Source organism: Nitratiruptor sp. YY08-26 (genome assembly GCF_016593215.1).
GTDB classification, from domain to species: domain Bacteria; phylum Campylobacterota; class Campylobacteria; order Campylobacterales; family Nitratiruptoraceae; genus Nitratiruptor; species Nitratiruptor tergarcus.
Map to the genome: position 1 here is coordinate 1,559,394 of NZ_AP023063.1, position 22,250 is coordinate 1,581,643.

General features: G+C 37.7%; 22 protein-coding genes. 4 read left to right on the forward strand and 18 right to left on the reverse strand.

Annotated features, from left to right (window positions below; translation table 11 throughout):
• Nucleotides 1-95 precede the first annotated feature (95 nt).
• The 9 genes from JG738_RS08380 to JG738_RS08420 are packed head-to-tail and all read right to left on the reverse strand — an operon-like array spanning nt 96 to nt 10,087.
• The gene (locus JG738_RS08380) at nt 96-2,048 is read right to left on the reverse strand and encodes a transglycosylase domain-containing protein (RefSeq protein WP_201337473.1); all 1,953 of its coding nucleotides are present in this window, start codon (nt 2,046-2,048) and stop codon (nt 96-98) included.
• On the reverse strand, nt 2,045-2,743 hold the full coding sequence (locus tag JG738_RS08385) for an ATP-binding cassette domain-containing protein (RefSeq protein WP_201337474.1): 699 nt from the start codon (nt 2,741-2,743) through the stop codon (nt 2,045-2,047). The genes JG738_RS08380 and JG738_RS08385 overlap by 4 nt, the downstream gene beginning before the upstream one ends.
• The gene (locus JG738_RS08390) at nt 2,730-3,800 is read right to left on the reverse strand and encodes an aminotransferase class I/II-fold pyridoxal phosphate-dependent enzyme (RefSeq protein WP_201337475.1); all 1,071 of its coding nucleotides are present in this window, start codon (nt 3,798-3,800) and stop codon (nt 2,730-2,732) included. Before JG738_RS08390 ends, JG738_RS08385 begins: the two co-directional genes overlap by 14 nt.
• The gene (locus JG738_RS08395; protein WP_201337476.1) at nt 3,790-4,302 is read right to left on the reverse strand and encodes a hypothetical protein; all 513 of its coding nucleotides are present in this window, start codon (nt 4,300-4,302) and stop codon (nt 3,790-3,792) included. Before JG738_RS08395 ends, JG738_RS08390 begins: the two co-directional genes overlap by 11 nt.
• Nucleotides 4,286-4,843 (reverse strand): septum formation inhibitor Maf, encoded by a 558-nt coding sequence (gene maf, locus JG738_RS08400; protein ID WP_201337477.1) that lies wholly within the window; start codon nt 4,841-4,843, stop codon nt 4,286-4,288. The genes JG738_RS08395 and maf overlap by 17 nt, the downstream gene beginning before the upstream one ends.
• A complete protein-coding gene (gene speD, locus JG738_RS08405) occupies nt 4,840-5,259 on the reverse strand; it encodes an adenosylmethionine decarboxylase (protein WP_084274620.1) in 420 nt (139 codons plus the stop codon). The genes maf and speD overlap by 4 nt, the downstream gene beginning before the upstream one ends.
• 10 nt (nt 5,260-5,269) lie before the next feature.
• The gene (locus JG738_RS08410) at nt 5,270-5,731 is read right to left on the reverse strand and encodes a hypothetical protein (protein WP_201337478.1); all 462 of its coding nucleotides are present in this window, start codon (nt 5,729-5,731) and stop codon (nt 5,270-5,272) included.
• Nucleotides 5,731-8,292, reverse strand: coding sequence for an alanine--tRNA ligase (alaS, locus tag JG738_RS08415; RefSeq protein ID WP_201337479.1), 2,562 nt, complete (start codon nt 8,290-8,292; stop codon nt 5,731-5,733). The genes JG738_RS08410 and alaS overlap by 1 nt, the downstream gene beginning before the upstream one ends.
• Before the next feature lie 40 nt (nt 8,293-8,332).
• Entirely contained in the window at nt 8,333-10,087 is a 1,755-nt protein-coding gene (locus JG738_RS08420) for a penicillin-binding protein 2 (protein WP_201337480.1), read from the reverse strand.
• Between the two features lie 83 nt (nt 10,088-10,170).
• On the opposite strand from JG738_RS08420, the gene JG738_RS08425 reads away from it, so the two are divergent.
• Both JG738_RS08425 and murG read left to right on the forward strand, forming a co-directional pair.
• Nucleotides 10,171-11,325, forward strand: a complete 1,155-nt coding sequence (locus tag JG738_RS08425; protein ID WP_236583153.1) for an FtsW/RodA/SpoVE family cell cycle protein — start codon at nt 10,171-10,173, stop codon at nt 11,323-11,325.
• A complete protein-coding gene (murG, locus tag JG738_RS08430; RefSeq protein WP_201337481.1) occupies nt 11,322-12,326 on the forward strand; it encodes an undecaprenyldiphospho-muramoylpentapeptide beta-N-acetylglucosaminyltransferase in 1,005 nt (334 codons plus the stop codon). Before JG738_RS08425 ends, murG begins: the two co-directional genes overlap by 4 nt.
• On the opposite strand, the gene JG738_RS08435 is transcribed toward murG, so the two are convergent.
• Both JG738_RS08435 and panC read right to left on the reverse strand, forming a co-directional pair.
• Nucleotides 12,319-13,317 carry a GGDEF domain-containing protein gene (locus JG738_RS08435; protein WP_201337482.1) on the reverse strand — a complete coding sequence of 333 codons (999 nt, stop codon included), beginning with the start codon at nt 13,315-13,317 and terminating at the stop codon, nt 12,319-12,321. The genes murG and JG738_RS08435 overlap by 8 nt on opposite strands.
• 11 nt (nt 13,318-13,328) lie before the next feature.
• Entirely contained in the window at nt 13,329-14,150 is an 822-nt protein-coding gene (gene panC, locus JG738_RS08440) for a pantoate--beta-alanine ligase (protein WP_201337483.1), read from the reverse strand.
• A gap of 57 nt (nt 14,151-14,207) precedes the next feature.
• Between panC and prfB the strand changes: the two genes are divergently transcribed.
• Together prfB and JG738_RS08450 are read left to right on the forward strand one after the other, a co-directional pair.
• Entirely contained in the window at nt 14,208-15,317 is a 1,110-nt protein-coding gene (prfB, locus tag JG738_RS08445) for a peptide chain release factor 2 (RefSeq protein WP_201337484.1), read from the forward strand.
• A complete protein-coding gene (locus tag JG738_RS08450) occupies nt 15,317-15,709 on the forward strand; it encodes a PAS domain S-box protein (protein ID WP_201337485.1) in 393 nt (130 codons plus the stop codon). Before prfB ends, JG738_RS08450 begins: the two co-directional genes overlap by 1 nt.
• Nucleotides 15,710-16,011: 302 nt before the next feature.
• On the opposite strand, the gene JG738_RS08455 is transcribed toward JG738_RS08450, so the two are convergent.
• The 7 genes from JG738_RS08455 to JG738_RS08485 all read right to left on the reverse strand — a co-directional run bounded on the left by JG738_RS08455 (nt 16,012) and on the right by JG738_RS08485 (nt 22,164).
• Nucleotides 16,012-16,659, reverse strand: coding sequence for an ABC transporter ATP-binding protein (locus JG738_RS08455; protein ID WP_201337486.1), 648 nt, complete (start codon nt 16,657-16,659; stop codon nt 16,012-16,014).
• Nucleotides 16,660-16,764: 105 nt separating this feature from the next.
• Nucleotides 16,765-17,682 carry a translation elongation factor Ts gene (tsf, locus tag JG738_RS08460; protein ID WP_201337487.1) on the reverse strand — a complete coding sequence of 306 codons (918 nt, stop codon included), beginning with the start codon at nt 17,680-17,682 and terminating at the stop codon, nt 16,765-16,767.
• Nucleotides 17,682-18,497, reverse strand: coding sequence for a 30S ribosomal protein S2 (gene rpsB, locus JG738_RS08465; protein ID WP_084274632.1), 816 nt, complete (start codon nt 18,495-18,497; stop codon nt 17,682-17,684). Before rpsB ends, tsf begins: the two co-directional genes overlap by 1 nt.
• Before the next feature lie 117 nt (nt 18,498-18,614).
• Nucleotides 18,615-19,085 carry a thioredoxin-dependent thiol peroxidase gene (gene bcp / locus JG738_RS08470; protein WP_201337488.1) on the reverse strand — a complete coding sequence of 157 codons (471 nt, stop codon included), beginning with the start codon at nt 19,083-19,085 and terminating at the stop codon, nt 18,615-18,617.
• Nucleotides 19,078-19,506: a DUF523 domain-containing protein gene (locus JG738_RS08475; RefSeq protein WP_201337489.1), complete on the reverse strand. Its 429-nt coding sequence runs from the start codon at nt 19,504-19,506 to the stop codon at nt 19,078-19,080. The genes bcp and JG738_RS08475 overlap by 8 nt, the downstream gene beginning before the upstream one ends.
• Nucleotides 19,499-20,749: a response regulator gene (locus JG738_RS08480; protein WP_201337490.1), complete on the reverse strand. Its 1,251-nt coding sequence runs from the start codon at nt 20,747-20,749 to the stop codon at nt 19,499-19,501. Before JG738_RS08480 ends, JG738_RS08475 begins: the two co-directional genes overlap by 8 nt.
• Nucleotides 20,746-22,164: an aldehyde dehydrogenase family protein gene (locus JG738_RS08485; RefSeq protein ID WP_201337491.1), complete on the reverse strand. Its 1,419-nt coding sequence runs from the start codon at nt 22,162-22,164 to the stop codon at nt 20,746-20,748. Before JG738_RS08485 ends, JG738_RS08480 begins: the two co-directional genes overlap by 4 nt.
• Nucleotides 22,165-22,250 lie beyond the last annotated feature (86 nt).

Sequence of the window (22,250 nt, forward strand, 5' to 3'; positions counted from 1 at the left end):
CGGGGCCAGAAGAGAATAAGAGGAGTTTCTTACAATCTTCAACTTTGCAAAAGCTTACCTTCATAAAGTATATCTTCTGTTTTATAATATGCTACTTAAAAGAGTAACTCCTCTTTTTGCTCTTCTACTTCTACATCTTCATGTGAAGGTCTAGAAATATCAGTATAGTAGATTATCTTACCATTATATCGCATCTTTTTTACACCCTGTGGAATATCAAATCTCTTTTTAAGCTCAGGATGTAGTTGATAGATCCTCTCAATAAAAGCTCCCACAACAGGTGCAGAAGCACGACCACCCGATTCTCTCTTTTTCAAAGGAGTGTTATCATCTTGACCAAACCATGTTATTACTTCGATATCTGGGGTAAAACCACAAAACCAAGCATCTATATATCTGTTGGTTGTCCCCGTTTTACCTGCAACTTCTATGCCTGGTACTTTCGCCCGCCTTCCAGTTCCACGATTGACCACATCACGCAATATATCTATCATCAAAAAGGTCTGCTGAGGAGAGACTAACTCTTTTTTCATAAGTGTCGATTGATAAATGCTCTCGCCCTTTGCATCAGTAATTGAATAGACAAGACGTGGTTCTATCTGCACTCCATAATTAGGAAACATAGAGTAAAATTTAGCAAGCTCTAAAGGTGAAAGAACAATACTCCCCAAGGAGAGGGAGAGATCTCGAGGGAGGTTTTGAAAACCAAACTTTTGCAGCTCTTTATACATTCGTCCAAGTCCAATATCTTCTACTAAATTTATTGTTGCAAGATTGCGAGAATGAATGAGAGCATCTTTGAGTGTAATTGTCCCTTCAAAATTCTTTTCATAATTTTTTGGTTGCCAAATTTTTGTCTCATTCCCCTCTTTAAACTCATAGGTTCGTGCTACATCTGGAATTTTATCTACCTGGGAATAGCCAAGATTGAGCGCTATTTGATAGATAAATGGCTTAAATGCACTTCCGGGCTGCCGTTTGGCTTGTGTTGCGCGATTAAAAGCGCTTGTAGCATAATCAACTCCCCCTATAAGAGCTAAAACTTCACCGCTTCTGGGACGCAAAACCACCATTGCACCATTGAGTTTAGAGTAGTTATAGTCCTTGCCACGAGCAAGGATCTTTTTATAACCCCTTTTAAGTTCTTCTTTGGCAATTTGCTGCATAGTAAGATCAATTGTGGTATAGATTTTATATCCACCACTACGAAAATTTGGCATTTTTTTACCAAAACGGCGCAGAATCTCATCTACAACATAAGGAGCTCTATTTTGTGAGAGTGTATCATCATAAACTTTTGGTTGCTCTGCTATTGCTTGCGTAAACATCCTCTTATCTATCCAACCAAGCTCGTACATACGATTAATAACCCTGTCTGCCCGCCTAATAGACTCTTCATAGTTTTTTGTAGGATCGTAGTAGCTTGGTGCACGGGGCAGTCCCACGAGCATTGCTATCTCTTTGAGAGAGAGATTTTGTAACGGTGTATGAAAATATCCTAAAGCTGCTGTTTTTATACCATAATACCCATGTCCAAAATAGACCTGATTGAAATAGCGCTCTAAAATCTCCTCTTTTGTTAGCTTTGTCTCAATATAGATGGCAATAAGCATTTCAGTAAGTTTACGCTTTATCTTTTTTTCTCGGGAGAGTACCATAGTTTTCACAAGCTGTTGCGTTATGGTACTTGCGCCCTCTACAAATTTCCTTGCTTTAATATCTTTTATAATAGCACGTACTATTGCATCGGGATTGATGCCGTGATGCTCAAAAAATTTTGTATCTTCTATCGCTAAAAGCGCTTCAATCGCTCGTGCTGGAATATCTTCATATTTAACATACTCCCTGTTTTGCCCATCAAAAATATTTGCTATGAGATCTCCATTGCGATCATAAATTTTCGTTGTGAGTTTTGGTTGATACTCAATAATCTGCTTTGCTTTTGGAATAGCTTCATTATAAAGCCCTCCTAAATAAAAAACTGCATAGATTATTACACCTATAAAAATAACAAATAGAAGGCCAAAAAATGCTTTTACAATCTTCATTGGCGAAACTCTCTTTGAGAAAAATCTGAAGCAATCAAAATCTTCGTATATTCACTTTTTGGTTCTGTCAAAATCTCTTGTGTCAAACCGCTCTCCACAATTTTACCATCTTTGATAACCGCCATCTCTCTACAGAGTTTCGCTGCACTCGCAATTTCATGGGTAACAAACAAAATCAAAAAACCTAGCTCCTTTTGCAGCTGTAAAAAAAGATTGAGTACACTCTCTTTGAGATGAGGATCAAGTGCTGTGGTTGGTTCATCAAGAAGCAAAAGTTTTGGCTTTTTTGCAAGTGCCATCGCAATGACTACCCTTTGCAACTGCCCTCCACTAAGCTGTGGCGGATAGCGATCTAGAAAAATTTCATCGAGCCCTACAAGTTGCAGCAGCTTTGCAGCATCATCAACTGGTACAAAAAACTGATTTTTAATTTTTGTAAGAGGGCTAAGAGATGTAAAAGGGTTTTGTGGTACTAGTGATACAGTCTCTCCTCTTTGCAGTGTATACTTCCAGGTATAATCAAGAGAGTACTTTAAATTTGAAGGGAGCAGTCCCAAAAGGGCTTTGAGTGTGAGACTTTTACCGCTTCCACTCTGTCCAACAAGTGCTAAAGAGCTTTGTAGAGAAAAAGAGATATCTACGAGCGTTTTATGCTTTTTTGTATCAAAAATTTGCAACCTCTTACAGACAAACATCACGGGATAACTCCAAAACTCTTTGCAGATCTTCTATACTCTCGCCAAGCCGAGCAATGATACGCAAAAGTGGCTGCTTTACCGTTGGTGGCCTGATTGCACCAACTATGTAGCCCTGCTTTAAAAGCTCTTCTTGCTTTTGCAGCACATCTTTGCAAGGAATATCGATAATAAGTGAACCTGCATCATATCCAAAACTTTTTATAATCTCTTGTCTTTTTTGGATCTGCTCTTTATAAAACGTAAGATTTCTCTGTATCTCTTGCATCCCTTCATGCGCAAGCGCCACATCCATAAGTGAAAGAGCCGTTGTGTAGATAATACTTTTAGCCCTATTTTCTAAAAAACTTATAATCTCTTTGCTCGCTAAGATATAGGCTCCATAGCTTCCAAGGGCTTTGCCAAGTGTCCCCATCTTTATATGATTAGGGTGGGGAGTTATGTTAAAAAGATCAAAAACTCCTTGCAATTCCTCCCCCACTACACCTACACTATGAGCTTCATCTACAATAAGGAGTGCATCTCCTACTACATCAAATATCTCTCTATTGAGCAGATCGCCACTCATAGAATAGATCCCCTCTACCGCTACAATTGTGCGCTTTGCACTGCTTTGGAGTTTTTTTGCAAGATCTTTGGGATCATTATGGCGAAAAAACGCTACATTTTCTACAAGTCTTGCAGCGAGTACTCCACTAGCATGAAACTCCTCATCCATTATGAGGCGATCCCCTTTGCGCACCAACGCCTCAATGAGAGCGACATTTGCCAAAAAACCACTCCCAACAACGATACCTGCTTCAAAACCATTGAGCTTGCACAAAAGATCTTCAAACTCTTTATGTAAAGGAGTGTACCCATTAATAAGCTGCGAAGCTTTAGCGCTATTAGCCGGATATGCTCGTACACGCTTATAGGCAGCATCTAAGAGCTCTTTTTTCTGCGCTAGTCCCAAATAATCATTAGAAGCAAAATCTTTGAGTTCAGTAGAAAAGATTCGTCTTTGGCGAAAACGTCCACTACGGCGCAAAGCTTTTAGTTCTTTATCATAATACATCGATTGCCTCAAAAAGTTTTTGCAAACCAGCTTTTTTATTCTTTTGGTAGAGTTTAGCAAAAGTTTTAAGAGCAGGGAGATAAAATCCAATAAATTGCAACACATTACGGGGCTTATTTGTAACTTGTGAACGCTCAAAATCGATAATTTTTACGCCATTGAGAGTGAAAATAAAATGGTAGTATCTTCCAAGCTCTCTATGGTTAATATGCGCCAAATCCAAAAGATAACTTGCATAAAGAGCCTCTTTGAGAGCTGCTTTTTTATCCCTTTTTAAAGCCTCTTTTAAAGAGATTCCATCAATATACTCCATAATCACATACGCTTCACCCGCTTCATAAAGCCTTGGTACAACTGAAAGATATTGGAGCTTTTGCAATATAAAAGCTTCGTGCTTAATAGTGTTTGGCTTACCAAATCGATGCTTTTTAAGAACTGCTTTTTTTCCAAAATAGTCTATGAGAAAAATCTCTCCCCTATTTCCCTCAAATATCTTTTGCAATTTCAGCTAACCTCTCTACCTGTAATCCCATTGCTGTAGACTCACGTCCTTTTACACTTTTAATGTACTTTTTGCAAAAACCCTCTACCATACAGGCACCCGCTTTGCCTCTCCACTCACCGCTTTTGAGATAGTTTTCGAGATCTTCTTCATCAAAAGGAGCAAAAAGATAACTTGTTATATCAAGATCTTCTATCTCTTTTTCTTTGTCTTTATAGATCATACAGGTAATAATGTCCACTCTATTGCCACTCTGTTTTTGCAAAATTGCCCTTGCTTCAGCTTCATTTTTCGCTTTTCGCAAAATCTCATTATTCGCTGTTACCACAGTATCTGCAACAACGATAGGGATCTCTAATCCATAATTCTGTATAGCTTTTTGCAATTTACCCTGGGCAACTGCACAGACAAACTCTTTGGGATCACTGTATTGCTTTAAGAGAGAATCTTCATCAAACTCTACAGGGCTTTGAATAAATTCAATACCAGCATCTCTTAATAACTTTGCTCGCGTCTCACTTCCACTTGCAAGGCGTATCATCCTATTTTTTTATCTCCACACTCACCTTTGATGCAACTGCCACCAGGCTTATGGCGAAGATCTGGAATATTGAGCACTCCTCGTAAAATTGTCTCAACTGTAGCGTTTTGTGTACCAAAAACCTCTTTGAGGTATTCATGCGCTTTCATAGGATCTACATGATCGCCACAAGTAAAGACATCTACTGCAGCAAAGCCGTACTCTGGCCAGGTATGGATCGTAAGATGTGATTCACTAATAACCACTACCCCACTTACACCATATGGCTCAAACCTATGAAAAGACTTTCCAATTACTGTAGCACCTGCAATCTCTGCAGCTTTTACAAGCGCATTTTCAACTTTTTGCACATCATTTATCGCATTCTCATCGCATCGATAATATTCAGCAAGAAGATGCTTTCCCAGTGACTTCATTTCAATCCTTTCAAAATCCCCGTAAAACAAGGCCAAAATATATAGCAGCCAAACCCAAAAAGATATTGAGTGGAAGCATATACGTAGCAATCGGTTTTAAAAACTTCTTCGCCATCAGATAGTTACTTGCCAAATAGTAGCTTTGTGCACGAAAGCGAAGATAGACCATACCAGCATAGTTAAGCGCCATAATAAGCCAAATCGCCTCTTTTACATGCACTATCATACTCAAATCTGTATGTCCTCTAAATCCAAACATATGAGCCAGATAGAGTCCAGTACCAAGTAAGATAAAAATAAATGGTAAGACAAGTGCAAATAGTCTTCCTGTCATCTCAAGAGTCCTAGCAAGCCTTATTCCATCATCTTGAATATTTTGCAGGGCAGGATGCACTGCAAAACGCACTGCTATCATTCCACCTATCCAAATAATTGCACTGAGCACATGGAAAAAAATTGTATATAAAAGCATTACGCCTCCTTCAAATGCTCTTTGGCATACGCAAGCGCTGCTTCTTTTGCTTCTGCTACTTTAGAAGGATCTTTTCCGCCAGCTTGAGCAAAATCGGGACGTCCTCCGCCACCGCCTCCAACAATAGGAGCTACCGCTTTGACCCACTCTCCAGCTTTAAGTCCTATACCTTTTGCTCCAGCAGCAATTAAGACTTTATTTCCTTTTTTTTGAAAAAGCATCACTGCAATTTTTTCATGTGCATTTTTTAGATCATCGATAATTTTTTTGATATCGCCTCCATCAATTTCATCAATAACGACTTTGACTCCATTTATCTCTTGGGTTTTAAGCTCTTTTGCGCTCACTTTGGTTGCATTTTTTAGCTCTTCTTTGAGTGTTTTCATCTCCTCTTTGAGCTTTTTAATTCCAATTACAACATCTTTGTTTTTTACCTCTTCGCTAGCAAGACTAAGCTCTTCTCTCCATGATTTTGCAAGATTTACAGCACTCATGCCACAAACCGCTTCAATTCTTCGTACACCGCTACTCACACCGGACTCTTTTGTAATAAAAAATGAGCCAATCTCAGCAGAGTTTTTCACATGGGTTCCACCACATAGCTCCACACTTACATCGCCAAACTCAACTACTCTTACAACATCGCCATATTTTTCGCCAAAAAGCGCCATCGCTCCTTTTTCTTTAGCCCTTTCAATCGGCATCTCTTCTACTTTTGCCTCAATCCCTTGGGCAATCACTTCGTTGACAAAGTTTTCCACTCTTTGGATCTCATCAGCACTTAATGGTTTTGGATGAGAGAAGTCAAACCGAAGTCTGTTTGCCTCTACTAAACTTCCCTGCTGGGTCACATGCTCACCCAAAATTCTTCTCAGCGCAGAATGCAGAATATGGGTAGCTGAGTGGTGTTTGGCAATTTCGCGCCTGCTTTTATCCACAATCGCCTCTACTGCTTCATCTTTTTTCACTTCCTTCACAGCTTCTACGAGGCTTAAGTTCAGATCAAAAAACTTCTTCGTATCAAGCACTTTTGCAACTGTTTCACCCTCATAGAGCCGAATCTCGCCTCTATCACCAATCTGTCCGCCACTTTCAGCATAAAATGGAGTCTCTTCTAGTAAAATCCACCCTTTTTGGCCAGGTTGCAAAGCATTACACTTTTTAAAGTTTTCATCTAGCAACCCTGTGATAATGGTATGGGCTTTGAGTTTTTCATATCCTACAAACTCGTTTTTCAGACCCAAAAGCTCTTTGAAATCTCCACTTAAAGCAACGTCACCACTTCCCTTCCATGCTGCTTTAGCGCGCTGCCGCTGCTCTTGCATAAGCACTTCAAAGCGGCTCTTATCAAGCTTTAGTCCCTTTTCTCTTAACATATCTTCAGTTAAATCGAGCGGGAACCCATAAGTATCGTAGAGTTTAAATGCCACATCACCGCTAAAGGTCTCTTTTGTTTTAGATAACTCCTCTTCAAAAAGTTTCATTCCTGCTTCTATTGTTTGATAGAAGCGCTCCTCTTCTGCTCGTATCTGCTCTTGAACAGTTGGCAATTTTTGCGGAAGATAGTCATAGTGCTTGCCCATGAGATCAGCTACATTGGAAGCGAGTTTATACATAAATGGCTCTTTAAGTCCCAACAAATAACCGTGGCGCACCCCTCTTCGCAAAATTCTTCTGAGAACATATCCACGCCCCTCATTGCTAAACATCACTCCTTGCGCGAGCAAAAAGGTAACAGCTCTGATATGATCGGCGATGACACGAAAGCTTGCACCCTCTTTATAGATATATTTTTTATTTGCCAGTTCGCTAATAGCATTGATAATTGGCATAAAGAGTGAGCTATCGTAGTTGCTAAAAACTCCCTCTTTGATTGCCGTAATACGCTCCAATCCCATACCGGTATCGATACTTGGTTTTGGAAGCGGCAGAAGCTCGCCAGCTTCATTTCTCTCATACTGCATAAAAACAAGGTTCCATATCTCCAAAAAACGATCCCCTTCACCGCCAAGATAGTCTTCTGGACCATTAAAATGCTCTTCGCCTTGATCATAAAAGATTTCGCTACATGGTCCACATGGACCTGTATCGCCCATCTGCCAAAAATTATCTTTGTCTCCAAAGCGTTTGATGCGATCTTTTTTTACAAACTTCTGCCATATTTTTTCAGCTTCATCATCGCTTTCATGCACTGTTACCCAAAGTTTTTCAACCGGAAGCTCTAAAACTTCTGTCACAAACTCCCAGGCATAGGCAATGGCCTCCTCTTTAAAATAGTCTCCAAAACTAAAGTTTCCAAGCATCTCGAAAAAGGTATGGTGCCTTGCGGTATAGCCCACATTTTCAAGATCGTTGTGTTTTCCGCCTGCTCTGATACAGGTTTGGCAGCTCGTCGCTCTTGGAACTTCGGCTGGTATCTCACCAGTAAAGATCTTTTTAAATGGCACCATCCCAGCATTGGTAAAAAGCAGGGTTGGATCTTCTGGCACCAACGGGGCACTTGGATAGATAGTATGATTTTTGCTTGCAAAATAGTCTAAAAACGCTTTTCGTATATCCATAGAAATCCTCTATAGTAGTTTAACCGATATTTTATCAAAATTATTGTTCGTTTTTTGGAGTGAGATAACCCTCGTTGATGAGTTCAATAACTATATTGCGAAAGATAGGCGCTGCGGTTTGGGAAGCAAAATGTTTTGTCTTTGGCTCAAATACAGTGACACCAATCGTATAACGATGTTTTGCATCATTTGCAAAACCGAAAAATGAGGTGATATATGCATTTTGGTATCTTCCTCCCCGTGATATATGCGCGGTACCAGTTTTACCACCGATTTCTAATCCATCAATTTTGGCTACTGTCCCTGTACCTTTTTCGACTACTTTTTGTAAGATATTGTGCATAGTAGCCACTGTTTTACTCGAAAGAATTTTACGTTTTTTACTCTTTTTCAAAAATATTCTTTTACCATTTTCTAAAGTTATAAATGTAGCTATTCTTGGAGTTACCTTGTATCCATCATTATTAAAAAGATTATAAGCACTGAGTAACTGCATAAATGTCACTGTCATCCCATATCCATAGCCTACAGTCGCTTTGTAAATTTCACTTTTAAGTTTATAGGGAGGTAGTAATTTGCCACTCTTTTCATAAGGAAGATCGACTCCTGTGGGCTTACCAAATCCCAACATTTTTAAACCCTGAGAAAATTGCAGATAACTCAATCTCTGTGCCAGTTGGGCAATACCAATATTGCTTGAATGCACAATGACATTTTCAGCACTCAACCAATCAAACTTATGCTCATCTGTAATATATTTTCTCCCCAGTTTCATACGTCCATTGTAACCTCTTACTACTTCAAGTGACGAAACGAGGCCATGCTCTAAAAGAAGTGAAAAAGTCATAGGCTTCATAACAGAACCCGGCTCGAACGGATATTCGGTAAATTTTGGATTGAGTGAAGGGAGATCTCTTTTTTGTATATTTTTTGGATCGTAGCGATTAGAACTTGCTATAGCTAAAATTTTACCTGAATTTGACTCCATTACTGCAGCTATTATCTCTTTAGCTTCTAGATCTGCCTTTTGTGTATCAAGTATATTTTCTATATTTTTTTGCAAAAGCATATTGACATTGAGATGAAGATTGTATCCATCAAGACGTTTTTTTATAAAAGCTTCTTTATTGAGTATAATATTATTGCCTATATCTCGTTTACCTCGAATCACTCCATCTTGCTTGGGAGATATTTTATTCTCATAATACTTCTCTAACCCCTTGATACCTTTGATTTTTGTATATCCAGAATCTTCATATTTACTTACATATCCTATAGCAGGAGTTAGAGTATCTCCATAGGGAAAATTGCGTGTCTCTCCACTCTCTAATATGGTCAGTCCCTGCTTTATAACTCTTTGCCCAACCTTATATGGTATAAAAATATCTAATGCATTGAGTTTGCGAGAGAGTATTTTGAGCTGATATGCAGTTTTGGTATCAATTGTGTATGAAAGAACTACATACCCCTTTTTTTTCTGCAGTTTTTGCCTAACTTCTTGTGGAGGGATTTTGCTATAAATACTAAAAAGGCGTACAAAAAGCTCTTTTTTTTGAGGATCGATACATCTTGTATTGACTGCCACTTTATAGAGCTTATTAGAGTATGCTACTTGATAGCCTTCCGCACTTATAATCGATCCTCTTAAAGCTCTATTTTTCTCTTCTATGTACAGGCGCGGCAGCTTTCTTTTTTCAACTATAATTTTAAAAACAACGCCTAAAAAAATGAGAATCCCCAAAAAAAAGAGAGAAAAGATAGCGATAATTTTATAGAATTTTGTTGGAATCTGCATATATTGTTTCTTAACATTGTTTTGGGCTAAATATGGTTAAAATAATACTCCTAGTGCAATAAATATTGACTTAAAAGAGAATTATGCAAAAATCGATTTTTCTTATCGCAACAGCTATCATTACAGTAAGTATCTTCACATCTTATTCACTTACAGTCTATACAACACTCTATTTTGGATATGACCAATACCATTTTTTTATTCGCCAAGCACTTTTTGGCTTTGCAGCAATTGGAGTTATGTGGTTTATTGCAAATTTACATCCAAAATATGCAAAAGCTCTGGGACTAGGACTTTTTATAATCTTTTTTTTACTCATGTTTTTGATGAACTTTCTCCCTCAATCTTTAGTCACAGCAGTTGGCGGAGCAAAGAGATGGATTAAGTTTCCTTTTTTCTCTTTAGCTCCCGTAGAGTTTTTCAAAGTAGGATTTGTTTTCTTTTTAGCATGGAGCTTTTCAAGAAAATTTGAAAAAAACTCTCCAAAAAAGTTTCTGCATGAATTAATTCTCGTCATTCCTTATCTCACTGTTTTTCTCCTGGCAGCCGTCTCTATTGCCATTTTTCAAAATGATATAGGACAGGTCATCGTACTTGGGCTTACCTTTGTAATTCTGTTTTTTTTCGCTGGAAGGAGTTTCAAGCTTTTTATACTTTTATTGGGAATTGCTTTTGCTGTTTTTATTCTCTTTATAAATATTTCTGCACACCGTATCGCAAGAATAAAAATGTGGTGGGCAAGTGCTCAAAAGTATATACTCTCTTTTATGCCAGACTGGATAGCACAAGAGCTAAAACTTGATAATGTCAAAGAGTCTTATCAGATCATAAACTCCCTTCACGCTATTCATAATGGTGGATTTTTAGGACAAGGCATAGGTAATGGGGAACTTAAACTCGGTTTTTTGAGTGAAGTGCATACCGACTTTGTACTCTCTGGACTTACTGAAGAGATCGGATTTGTAGGTATTGCGCTATTGATGGTACTCTATATTCTTTTGCTCCATAAACTCTTCAAACTTGCAAACCAAACGCAAGATAAAATTACGTATCTTTTTAGTGTGGGAGTTGCTATGCTCATAGGATTTTCTCTGCTTATAAACGCCTACGGTATAAGTAGTCTTTTACCTGTCAAAGGAATCGCAGTTCCTATGCTCAGCTACGGAGGAAGTTCCATGATTGCCAATGGTGTAGCACTTGGTATGGTACTGCTTTTAAGCAGGAGAGAAAAGGTATGAATATTCTTCTTACAGGGGGAGGTACTGGTGGTCATCTTGCTATTGCAAAAAGTCTCAATAGCGCATTTGTCAAACAAGGAGTTAAAACCTTCTATATCGGATCTACCTATGGGCAAGATAGAGAATGGTTTGAGAGTGATAAGAGTTTTTCGCAAAAATGGTTTTTCGAGAGCAGAGGTGTAGTCAATCAAAAAGGAGTCAAAAAACTCTCCTCTCTTTGGAATATTTCACGCTTAGCCATCAAATCAAAAGAGATCATTAAAAACTATAATATTGATGCGGTAGTAAGTGTTGGAGGGTACTCTGCTGCTCCTGCAAGTTTTGGTGCACTCCTATCTTCTACACCTCTTTTTATCCATGAGCAAAATGCACGTTTTGGTAAACTCAATACTCTTCTCTCTCCTTTTGCAAAAAGAGTCTTTTGCTCCTTTACACCGCCTTTTGATCCCTATCCTGTTAATCCAGAGTTTTTACACACAAGAAGAGTACGTACAAAATTAAAAACAATCATCTTTTTAGGTGGGAGTCAAGGAGCAAAACAAATAAACGATATTGCTTTGCAAAATGCTCCTCTCCTTGCTTGCAAAAATATATCTATCATACATCAAACAGGGAAGCAAGACTATAAGAGAGTCAAAAATGCTTATGAAAAAATGGGAATAGAAGCAGAAGTTTTTGCTTTTGATAAAAATCTCGCCCATACTATGACAAAAGCCGATTTTGCTGTATCACGGGCAGGCGCAAGCACTCTGTGGGAGCTTTGTGCAAATGCACTTCCTGCTCTTTTTGTCCCCTACCCCTATGCAGCAGGCAATCATCAGTACTACAATGCCAAATATCTTGTAAACAGAGGAGCAGCTTTTCTCTATCCAAACCATAGACTTGAAGAGATTATTGAAGCAGATCTTAGCCCCCTCAGCCAAAAACTCTTCTCACTTGCTCCACTTGAAGGTGCTACTACTATTGTCAAAACAATAGTGCAATCACTAAAAACTACTTAATTACTACTCTGTTTTTCCCAGTTCTTTTTGCTTCATAGAGTGCTTTATCTGCTCTATTGAGCACCTCTTTATATGTCTCATTTGGCTGCTTTTCTGCTCCTCCAAAACTAGCAGTATACTGCAACATCTGTCCACTATTTGGTAATTTGAGATTTTTATGTTCGATAACCTCTCGCAGTCTCTCGCCCACCTTTTGTGCTGCTATTTTATTACCTTCAGGAAGTAACACAACAAACTCTTCACCACCATACCGGTAGGCTTTGGTATTTTTTCTTACATAATTTCTTAAAATCTCTCCTACTTCTTTCAGTACTTCATCGCCAATGAGATGACCATAAGTATCGTTGATTTTTTTGAAGTTATCGATATCAAGTATCAAGAGGCTATATCCCATCTTTATTTTATCAAGCTGTTCCATATCTTTATCAAAACTTCGCCTATTAAGAAGTCCTGTGAGTGCATCGTATTGTGCCTCTTTTTTCTGCTCATTAAATTTGCTCTCTATAAATTCAAGTTTCTGTCTATTTTCTTCAAGAATCTTTTTGAGTTTACGATTCTCTTTTTCAAGATTTAACATCTTTCCTATTAAAGATTCCATCTTTTGAAGATCTTGTCCATTAATCGCATCTATACTCTCTTGGATATATTGATCATGCATACCAATATTGGATGCAAATGCATCTAATGCTTTTTCTGAGCCTTGTGCGATGTTTTTAAGATTATAACTTACCTCTTTTACCTCTTCAAGATCCTCTAATTTTGGCAAATCTTTAAAATATTTTTGATGCAAAACCATGAGATTCTTTTGCGAGAGTACATGCTGCTCACTAATCGCCTTGCACATAACAAAAAACCACTCATCATAATTTATTGGTGTAAGATCGATTCCGCTCTTTGTCATAAATGCCAAAGTCTTTTTTGCAATATCAGCAACTTGCTCTTTCATTCCATCATGTAGTTCTTTTTTAAGTGATACTTGTTTACAATCCATTAATTGCCTTTTTATATCCACAAATTATCTATTAATCTCGTCTTGCCAACAAAGGCAGCCACCAATATTATTGTATTACCAATTTCTACCATATTCAAAGGTTTAAATTCTCGATTTACTATTTCAATATACTCAACTTCTAAAGGTTCTAAAATCTCTTGCATCCTCTTTTTAATAATAGAGCAATCCTCTATCCCTTGTTGAATCATTTTAGCAGCTTTTTTCAAAGATTGCGATAAAAGAAGAGCCTTTTGTCTTTCACTTTCATTTAAATAAAGGTTTCGACTACTAAGGGCTAGCCCATCAGGATCACGCACAATTTCGCACGGTACTATCTCGATATCCCAAAAGAAATCTCTCACCATCTGCTGGATTAAATAGAGCTGTTGGGCATCTTTTTTACCAAAATAGGCTCGTGTAGGAGAAGTAATATGAAAAAGTTTATTGACAATTTGCAATACACCATCAAAGTGTCCTGGTCTAAAATGACCTTCCAAAATATACCCTTTTACTTTTGGTGCTTTGAGCAAAATCTCATCTTCATTATATATAGCATCTTTTTTTGGCAAAAAAAGGACATCTACACCAGCAAGTTCGCAAATTTTTTTGTCAGCCTCAAGGCGTCTAGGATATTGAGTAAAATCTTCTCCAGGTAAAAACTGCGTAGGATTTACAAAAATAGATACAATAGTATGATCATTTTCTTTGATACTTCGCTCAATCAAAGCAAGATGGCCACTATGCAATGCCCCCATTGTAGGTACGAACCCCACGCTTCCTTGCAGTTCCTTTCGCAACTTTTGTAACTCTTGCGGTGTATGGACAACTTTCATTACAAGCCTTTTGATATAATTGCACTGATGAAATTTTACCCTAAACAGGAGAAAATATTGGATAGTTACGAATATGGAGAACTTTTAAAAAAATTAGAGCAAAAGATAGAAAATATCAAAAATATTATCAAACCTGAGATAATAGCAAAACGCATTCAAGAGATAGAAACGTTAGAAAACTCTCCAGATTTTTGGAATGATGCTAAGAGGGCTGGAGAGATCCAAAAAGAGAAAAATAGACTCTCACGTATTTTAGAAAAATACAAAGAGGCAAAAACAGCTGTTGAAGAGAGTAAAGAACTCTTTGAAATGGCAACAGAAGAAAATGATGAAGAGACGCTTGCAATGCTTTTTGAAGAGGCACCTTCACTTGAAGAAAAGGTGAGCAAAATTGAGATAGAGACAATGCTAAGCGGCGAAAATGATGATAAAAACGCAATCGTTACCATCCATCCTGGTGCAGGAGGAACTGAATCACAAGATTGGGCAAGTATCTTGTATCGTATGTATCTGCGCTGGGCTGAGAGACATGGATTTAAAGTCGAAGTACTTGATTACCAAGAGGGGGATGAGGCTGGAATAAAAGATGTAACTTTTATCATCAAAGGTGAAAATGCTTATGGCTACTTAAAAACTGAAAACGGTATTCACCGGCTCGTGCGTATCAGCCCATTTGATTCTAATGCAAGGCGCCATACCTCTTTTGCTTCAGTGATGGTGAGTCCTGAGGTGGATGATGATATTGATATTGTTATCGAAGATAAGGACATCCGTGTGGATACCTACCGTGCAAGTGGTGCTGGAGGGCAGCATGTCAATAAAACAGACTCAGCTATCCGGATTACGCATATCCCTACTGGTATAGTAGTACAATGCCAAAATGATAGAAGTCAGCATAAAAACAGAGCAACTGCTATGAAGATGCTCAAAAGTAGACTCTATGAGTTAGAGCTTGAAAAGAAAAGAGCAGAACAAGAGGGAATTGAAAAGAGTGATATAGGTTGGGGACACCAGATACGCAGTTATGTACTAGCACCATATCAGCAAGTTAAAGACAACCGCAGTGGCAAAGCATACTCCAATGTAGAAGCGATTCTTGATGGAGATATAGATAAGATAATTGAAGATGTTTTAATTGCCGAAGCAGAAAAAGAGAAAGAAAAATAATGCAGCAATATGTTCCATTTTTACTTGTAGTACTTGATGAGATGGGTAATATAGTTGAGTTTCATAATGAAATTGAAGGTCTGGGATATGATGAAGAAGAGGTAATTGGAAAAAATTGGTTTGATACCTTCATAAATCCAAATGATCGGCAAAAAGTTTTTCATGTCTTTTGTGAAATAATTGCAGGTAACGACAAAAATTATGAAACATACAACAACGATATCCTCTGTAAAAATGGAACACATAAATTTATCGATTTTTACAACAAACTCATTACAAAAAATGGGAAAAAATATACTTTTTCTGTGGGATTAGAGCATATCCATTATAATCCTCTTTTACTTAGAGAGCTAGGAGAGTTTATCTTTAAAAACGCAAACTTCCTTCCATAGTGTTCAAAAAACTTCATCAATAAAAGAAATTTTTCTTATCAAAAATGCTATAAAGAGCATAAAAAATCCAAATTCTTCCGCATTCTCAATAGATTAAGATTAATTTTATTTATATTTATATAGGATAGTACTATCAATAAGATAAAAGCATAGCTCTTATTGAATTATTTGAACTAATAATAAATAAAATAAGGAGAAATTATGGCACCATCTGAAATTCTTGGACTTGTATATGCTGCATTGATGGGGACTTCATCATTGATGTGGGTCGGTTTCAACCTTAAAAAGTAGATCTTTAAAATCTACTGGAGGCTTTTGAGCCTCAAATCCTCGAGTCTATATACTTTGCTACATCTTTGTGCAAGTTGTAAGTCGTGTGTCACGAGAAAAAGCGCTGCATCATTATCCTGCACATAGTGAAATAGTACATCCATAACTGCACCAGCAGTCTTTTTATCTAAATTTCCTGTAGGCTCATCCGCAAAGAGAATCTTTGGTCTTTTTGTTAAAACTCTTGCAATACTTACTCTTTGCTGCTCTCCTCCACTAAGCTCAGTAACTCTTTTTTCCAATACTCTCTCAATTCCAAAAGCTTTTATAATCTCTTCATCAATAGGATGATTGACTAGAAGCGAAGAAACTTCAATATTTTCTTTAGCACTAAATCCTTTAAAGAGATAGTGAGACTGAAACACTATACCAATTTTGTAACGTCTGATATGTAAAAGCTGCTTTTGCGTATTCTTTGTGTATATCTCCTGACCAAAAAGCTTTACACTCCCTTTTTTTGGAGCTAAAAGGGTAGAGAGAATATGCAGCAGTGTCGATTTTCCACTACCACTCACTCCTACTACTGCAATACTCTCTTTAGCATGGAGTTTAATATTAACATCATCAAAAAGTGGATAATCAAAGGAGTGGGAGATGTTTGTTGCTTCTAAAAGAGTCATAAATTCCCTTTATTTTTGGGAAAGATAAGTAATTATCTAAAAAAGGCACGAAGGACAAGCAGTTGTCCTTCTAAAAAGCCTTCGGGCTTTTTTGCCTTACTTCACTTACTTCATTTGCGCAGCGACTTCTGCAGCAAAATCCTCTTCTTTTTTCTCGATTCCTTCACCAAGTTCATAGCGGATAAAACCGATGATTTTCGCAGTCCCACCTGCTGCTTTTGCAGCTTCATCGATCACTTGTTTTACGCTTTTTTTATCATCTTTTACAAATTTTTGTCCAAGAAGCGTATTCTCTTCTACAAACTTCTTAATCTTTCCAGGAATGATTTTTTCAATGATGTTGGCAGGTTTACCCTCTTTTTCAAGTTGCGCTGCAGCTATCTCTTTCTCTTTTTCAATCACATCAGCTGGAATTGATGCTTCATCAAGATATTTTGGATTCATCGCTGCAATATGCATTGCAACATCTTTTAAAAGATCTTTGATTGAAGTGCATACCTCTTCTTTATCGCAACTTGCTGCAACAATTACACCAATCTTTCCACCCATATGGAGATATCCATTAACAACGCCTGGACCCTCTACACAGATTTTGTCAAATCGACGTACAACGATGTTTTCACCAATTTTTGCAATCTCTGCTTTCATGTACTCTTCAAAAATCACATTGTCAATCGGAGTTTTATAGAGCTCTTCTACACTTTCTACTGCACTCTCAGCAATATGGCCTTTTACTCGTTCAACCAAAGATTTGAAGTTCTCATTTTGTGCAACGAAATCTGTTTCAGAGTTTACTTCTACAATAGTTGCACACTTATAATCATCGCTTACTTGCACTGCAATTGTTCCTTCACTTGCAATTCTGTCTGCTTTTTTAGCAGCTTTTGCAATACCTTTTTTGCGAAGGATCTCTATCGCTTTATCCATATCTCCATTTGCTTCTTGCAGCGCTTTTTTACAATCCATCATACCGGCGCCTGTGCGCTCTCTAAGTTCTTTAACTTGTGCAGCACTAATTGCCATTACTTCTCCTCCTCTTTAACTTCTTCACCAGCTTCTTCAGCTGCAATCTCTTCTCTTGCTTCTTCAATAACCTCTTGCTTCTCTTCCTCTGTTACTGGTGCTACCTCTTCTTGCTCTTCACCCTCTAACTCTTGCTCTCTAAGCTCTTTTCCTTCGATTATAGCTTCAGCCATCTCTTTACAGAAAAGCTGGATACTTCTAATAGCATCATCATTTCCAGGAATTGGATAATCGATGAGGTCTGGATCACAGTTAGTATCAAGAGGCGCAACAATAGGAATACCAAGCTTATTTCCCTCTTTTACAGCAATATGCTCTCTCACTGCATCTATGATAAAAAGCATATCAGGGAGTCTTTTCATATCGCGGATACCGCCAAGAAAATTTTCTAATTTCTCTTTACGTCTGCGAAGCATTAATGCCTCTTTTTTTGTAAGAAGGTCAATTTGACCATTTTTCTCCATATCTTCTATGATTTCGAGTTTTCTAATTGATTTTCTAATAGTATTGAAGTTTGTAAGAGTACCACCAAGCCATCTTGCATTTACATAAGGCATACCACACTTCTTAGCATACTCTTCAATGGCATTTTTCGCCTGTTTTTTCGTTCCTACAAAAAGAATTGTTTTACCCTCTTTTGCCGCATCTCTTACTACATTATAAGTATAACGGAAGTAGCGCAGTGTCTTTTGCAAGTCAATAATGTGGATATTTTTTCTTACACCAAAGATATATGGCTTCATCTTTGGATTCCATCGTCTTGTCTGATGCCCGAAGTGTACACCACACTCTAGCAAATCTTTCATTGTAACCATGTAAAGCTCCTTGTTTTAATTGAGGTTTTGCCTCCGCACTCATCAACGGCTTTGCCGCAACCCGTCAAGGATTAGTGCGTGTGTAATAAAAGGCGGCTAATATTATCTAAAATTTTCTTAATTTTCTATAAGCTCTCGAAGTTTCTCTAGGACTTTTTCAACATGCCCCTTCACTCGTACTTTTGGCCAGATATAAGCAATATTTCCTTGTGGATCTATTAAAACAGTTGTGCGAATGACCCCTTCATACTCTTTCCCATACATCTTTTTCATACCCCACGCGCCATACTTTTTGAGTACTTCTATTTCTTCATCACATAAAAGTGTTACTTTAAGATCTTTTTTTTCTATAAAACGCTTATGAGAATCGCACCCTTGTGGACTCACTCCCAAAACAACTGCACCAAGCTCTTCAAACTCTTCAAGATGAGCAGTAAAATCCAAAGCCTCTGTAGTACAGCCTGGCGTATTATCTTTTGGATAAAAGTAGAGAACCACCCATTTTCCTTTGAGATCTTGCAAACAGATCTCTACCTCATCTTGGTTGGGCAGACAAAAATCTGGTGCCTTTTGACCTATCTCAAGCATCTCCATCCTTTTCTATAAATTTTGCATTTTTATAGTGCTTTTGCAACTCTTGTATAAATATACCTGTACCAGTAGATTGTAACAGATTTTTATTCTTATCAAATATCTTTGCACTGCAAAGAGCACAACTAGGTGATTTGCTCTTGCAATAAATAATATCGATATTTGGATATTGTGCTATAAATTTTTGTGCTTGCTCTTCTATAGCTTCTGTGTAGTCTTGTTGCGTCTCATTGCCAATGGCTCTACCTTCAACAATATCTATCGTCTCTCTTGGAGTACCAAGCACCGCATCTTCAGGACAAAAGAGTATAATCTCATCTTTTTTATGTTTTTCTAATAGCTTAACGTTTTTCTTATTTTTCCCATTATAGCGGCAATTTACACCAGCCAAGCATGCACTCATAGCAATCTTAGGCAACTGTCATACCTCGCACCCTTTTAGCTTCATAGAGTTTTTCATCAGCTTTTTTTATGAGATCTTCAAAACTATCAGCACAGCTTGTATCACATATTCCACAAGAGAAGTTGTAGCGTATCTCTCCCTCATCAAGCTGCAATACTCGATTTTCCACTCTCTTGCGTACCCTCTCTTCAATTATCTGCTTTGCCATCTGCGCATCACAGGAACCCAAAAACATCAAAAACTCTTCTCCACCATAGCGTACCACAAAGTCACTGCCCCTGATACTCTCTTGCAATATTCTTGAAAAGTCTTTAAGTACTTTATCGCCAGCTGTATGACCATAGGTATCATTGAGATTTTTAAAATGGTCAAGATCAAAAATTGCAATAGAGATAGGTTTTTCAGCTCGCCTGAGTACCTGATACATTTTCAGACCTGCATCGTACAGATAGCGTCTATTAAAGCAGCCTGTAAGATAGTCACGATTAACAAAACTCTTAATCTCTTCAAACTGAATAAGTGATTTAATCACATTATCAACCCGGCACACAAATTCAAAGTTTGAAAAACTCTTTTGTAAAAAGTCGTTAGCACCACTTTTTAAAAAGCGAGTCATTATGTTATTGACATCGAGGCCTGTCAAAGCAATGACAGCAATATCTTCAAAGAGATAGTTACGACGGATCTCTTTAACCAGTTCTAAACCATTGGTATTATTACCAAGCACATAATCTGTCACAACCAATTTGATAAAGTCATCATTTTCATTTAAGATCTGGAGCGCCTCATTTGTATCACCTGCTACCATAATATTTGAATAGGGATAGTAGATCTTAAAAAAATTGTACAGATAGCGGCGATAGCTACTCGAATCTTCTACAAGAAGCACACCATACTGCTCCATAAAAGCTAAGATTTTTAGCTTCATTATAAGATATTCGAGCCGCACCATATCATTTTTAATGACATAATCGATTATCTTTTTTTTATTGTATCTATCAAAAATAGAGAGATCTTCTGAAGAGGTTATGACAATGACCGGTTTATTTTGTTTAATTATCTCATCAACAAGATCACACTCCAAACAATCATGTAAAAATATATCTAATAAAACATATTTATAGGGCTCTAATGTAGGAAGTTCTCTATACTCTTCGTAGCTGCGAACAACATCTACTTCATAACCCAAACGCTCCCGCAAAAAGACTTGTACCTGTTTGGCATAAAACCTGTCATCTTCAATTAATAAGAGTCTCATACTATCACCACCGATTTTAGCTCTGTATACTCTTCAAGCGCAAATCTTGGTCCTTCACGCCCAATTCCTGAAAGTTTTACTCCACCATAAGGCTGAATATCAAAACGTAGCGTTGGAATGTCATTTACTACTACTCCTCCAGCCTCAGCATCATCAACAAAACGTTTGATCAACTCTATATCTTTAGTAAAGATTGAAAACTGTAAACCATACGGAGAGTCATTCATTTTTGCTATCGCCTCTTCATAATTTTTTACTTTTACAAGACTTACAATCGGCGCAAAAACCTCTTCACAAACAATTTCCATTTCATCGGTAACATCAGCTAAAATAGCTGGATAAAAGTAGCGTCCCTCTCTTTTTCCTTCCAAGATAGCTCTCGCTCCTTGCTCTATTGCACTTTGCACCCAACGTTGAGCCCTTATTGCTGCATCCTCATTAATAAGTGGACCCATAAAAGTATCTGGCTCATAAGGATCACCCACTTTGAGTTTTTTTGTATCTTCGGCCAACGCTTGTGCAAACTCCTCATACACATCTTCATGCACATATATTCGCTGCAAACTGATACACACCTGTCCACTATTGACAAAGGCACCTACTGCGCAGCGGCTTGCAGCAGCTTTAATATCTGCATCTTTATCTATAAAAGTAGCTGCATTACCGCCAAGCTCTAAACTCACCTTTTTTATTCCAGCGTTTTTCATAATGATTTTTCCAACAGGAACACTTCCTGTAAAGCTTATCTTTCTTGGAATATCACTTTGTACAAGTGCACTTCCCACTTCTGCGTCACCATAGACTACACTGAGCATATCAGGCAAAGCATATTTGCTCTCAATAAAAAGTTTTGCAAGCTTATAGCCTGTAAGAGGAGCTTCAGGAGTTGGTTTATACACTACTGCATTACCAGCAACAAGTGCAGGAGCAAGCTTATGGGCTGAGAGATTGAGTGGAAAATTAAATGGCGTGATTGCCACCACTACACCAACAGGTACGCGTTTATAAAAACTCATCGTTTTTCTACCACTTTGCGTAGCATCAGTATTAATTGTTTCTCCCGCAAGAGAAGTAGCAAAATCGGCACTGAGCTCAATAGTCTCGATTGCTCTTTGTACTTCTATCCTACTAAAGCTAATCGGCTTTCCCACCTCTTTGGTAATAGTAAGAGCAAACTCCTCTTTTTGCTCTTTGAGCCTATTTGCTACATCTCGTAGCCACGCGATCCTTTGACTAAGAAGAGAGTCTTTGTGTTTAGCAAAGGCCTCTTGCGCAATTTTTAAAGCTTTATGTGCATCATCTGCACTACAAACTGGATAGATCGATACTATCTTGTCATTAAATGGAGAGCGAACCTCTCTTTTTTCCTCTTTTGTCGCTGGAGTTGATCCAAAATAGATTCTTGCCTCTTCCATTGCTTCCTCTCATTTATCTTTTTTAATTATTATAATTTAACCTATATTTTGATAGACTTAAATCCACTTTATAAAATGTTAAAGGA